The following is a 1,552-nucleotide window of genomic DNA, read 5'->3' on the forward strand; positions in this document are numbered from 1 at the left end:
TGGTGGCGAACACCACGGGAATCAACATCCCTTCGACAAAACGCCACACCAGCAGCTCGGCAAAACTGTCCACATAGGCCGTCAGCAGCGTCGGCAGCGCCAGCAGCAACGCGGCCACGGCAATCACCGTGCGCTGCTCGAAACGGCCGGTCAGGCGCCCGACAAACGGCGCGGTCACCGCCACCGCCAGCGTGGTCACCGTAATGCTCCACCCTGCCTGCCGGGCACTCACCTGGAAGCTTTCGGCAAACGCAGGCAGGATGCTCTGTGTCGCATAGAGATTCAGAAACGCCGCACAGCCACACAGGAACACGGCGAAGCGGGCGTGATGCATGCGCGGGTTCATGTGGCCTCTCGTCTTATAGTCGAGGATGTTTATAGAATACCCAGCGCAGCGAACACCAATACCGAATTCGGACCGATCAATACCCAGGAAACAGAATGCTTGATCTACGCAAGTTACGTTACTTCCTGACGGTCGCCGAAGAGCTGCACTTCGGCCGCGCAGCCCAGCGTCTGCACCTTGCCCAGCCGCCCCTGACGCGGCAGATTTCGGCCCTGGAAACCGAGCTTGGCTTTCGCCTGTTCGACCGCACCAGTCGTACGGTCACACTGACCGCCCAAGGCCAGCACTTTTTGCCGTATGCCCGCGCAGCGCTGGAACACGCCAGGCTTGCACAAGACATCGCCGCCAAACTGGCTGCCGGCTCGACCGGCCAACTGGTCGTAGGCTATGCCAGCTCGATCGCGTTGTCGGAACTCTTCAGCCAAACCCTGCAAGCCTTCGCCCAGCGTTTTCCCGATGTGCAACTGACCCTGGTGGAGAGCGCTTCCGGCAGCCTGCACACGCACGTGCTGGACGGGCGCATCGACGTCGGCATGAGCCGCCTGCTGCCGGAGGCCGGGCAAACCGGCGTCGAGGCTTTGTCGTTGGGGCAAGAACCGCTGGTGGCGGCTCTTTGTAGCGACAACCCGCTGGCGGAGCAGAGCGAAGTCACCCTCGCCCAGCTCAGTGAGTACCCGTTGATACTGTTCCCCAGCGATTACGGTTCGGGCCTCAACGGCTCCATCGAGCACCTGTATCAACGCCGTGGCCTGGCGCTGCGCCCGGGCCCTGCGGGGCGCCAGATCACCTCGATCATCGCCCTGGTGGCGGCAGGCCAAGGTGTCTCGCTCGTGCCCCAGTGCACCCGAACCCTGGCCAGGAAAGGCGTGGTCTACCGCCCCTTGGCAGACCCCGAAGCCTGGGTACACCTGCTGATACTCACGCGCTCACCGTCACGCTCATTGTTGGTCGAGGCGTTCATGGGGGTGGTCGAAGAATTGCTGCGCAGCCGCCCAGCGCTGGCGCCCACGACGCTCCCGGCATAACGCGGGCAAAAAAATACCCCTGCGTGAGGGGTATTTTTTCAACAGGCTGTTGCGGCTATTGCAGCATCAGGCCAGTTTTTTGTGGCGTACGCGGTGCGGCTGGGCAGCGGCCTCACCCAAGCGCTTTTTACGGTCGGCTTCGTACTCGGTGTAGTTACCTTCGAAGAACACCGCTTGGGAG

The 1,552-nt window shown here is 62.6% G+C and carries 3 protein-coding genes; 1 reads left to right on the forward strand and 2 read right to left on the reverse strand.

The annotated features are described in order from the left end of the window. A partial coding sequence (locus tag BKD70_RS23870) for an MFS transporter (RefSeq protein ID WP_139145842.1) occupies positions 1-346 on the reverse strand: 346 nt, incomplete at its 3' end. A gap of 95 nt (positions 347-441) precedes the next feature. Between BKD70_RS23870 and BKD70_RS23875 the strand changes: the two genes are divergently transcribed. Further along, positions 442-1,371, forward strand: coding sequence for a LysR family transcriptional regulator (locus tag BKD70_RS23875; RefSeq protein WP_034126955.1), 930 nt, complete (start codon positions 442-444; stop codon positions 1,369-1,371). A 66-nt stretch (positions 1,372-1,437) separates the two neighbouring features. Here BKD70_RS23875 and BKD70_RS25525 read toward each other — a convergent pair. Then, on the reverse strand, positions 1,438-1,552 hold a 115-nt coding region (locus BKD70_RS25525), incomplete at its 5' end, for a hypothetical protein (RefSeq protein ID WP_256543307.1).

This window comes from Pseudomonas sp. BS-2016, from assembly GCF_001806145.1.
GTDB classification, from domain to species: domain Bacteria; phylum Pseudomonadota; class Gammaproteobacteria; order Pseudomonadales; family Pseudomonadaceae; genus Aquipseudomonas; species Aquipseudomonas lundensis.

Bases quoted from the DNA above. Each gene is read 5' to 3' on its own strand.
- BKD70_RS23875 (WP_034126955.1), top strand. From the start codon at position 442: ATGCTTGATCTACGCAAGTTACGTTACTTCCTGACGGTCGCCGAAGAG.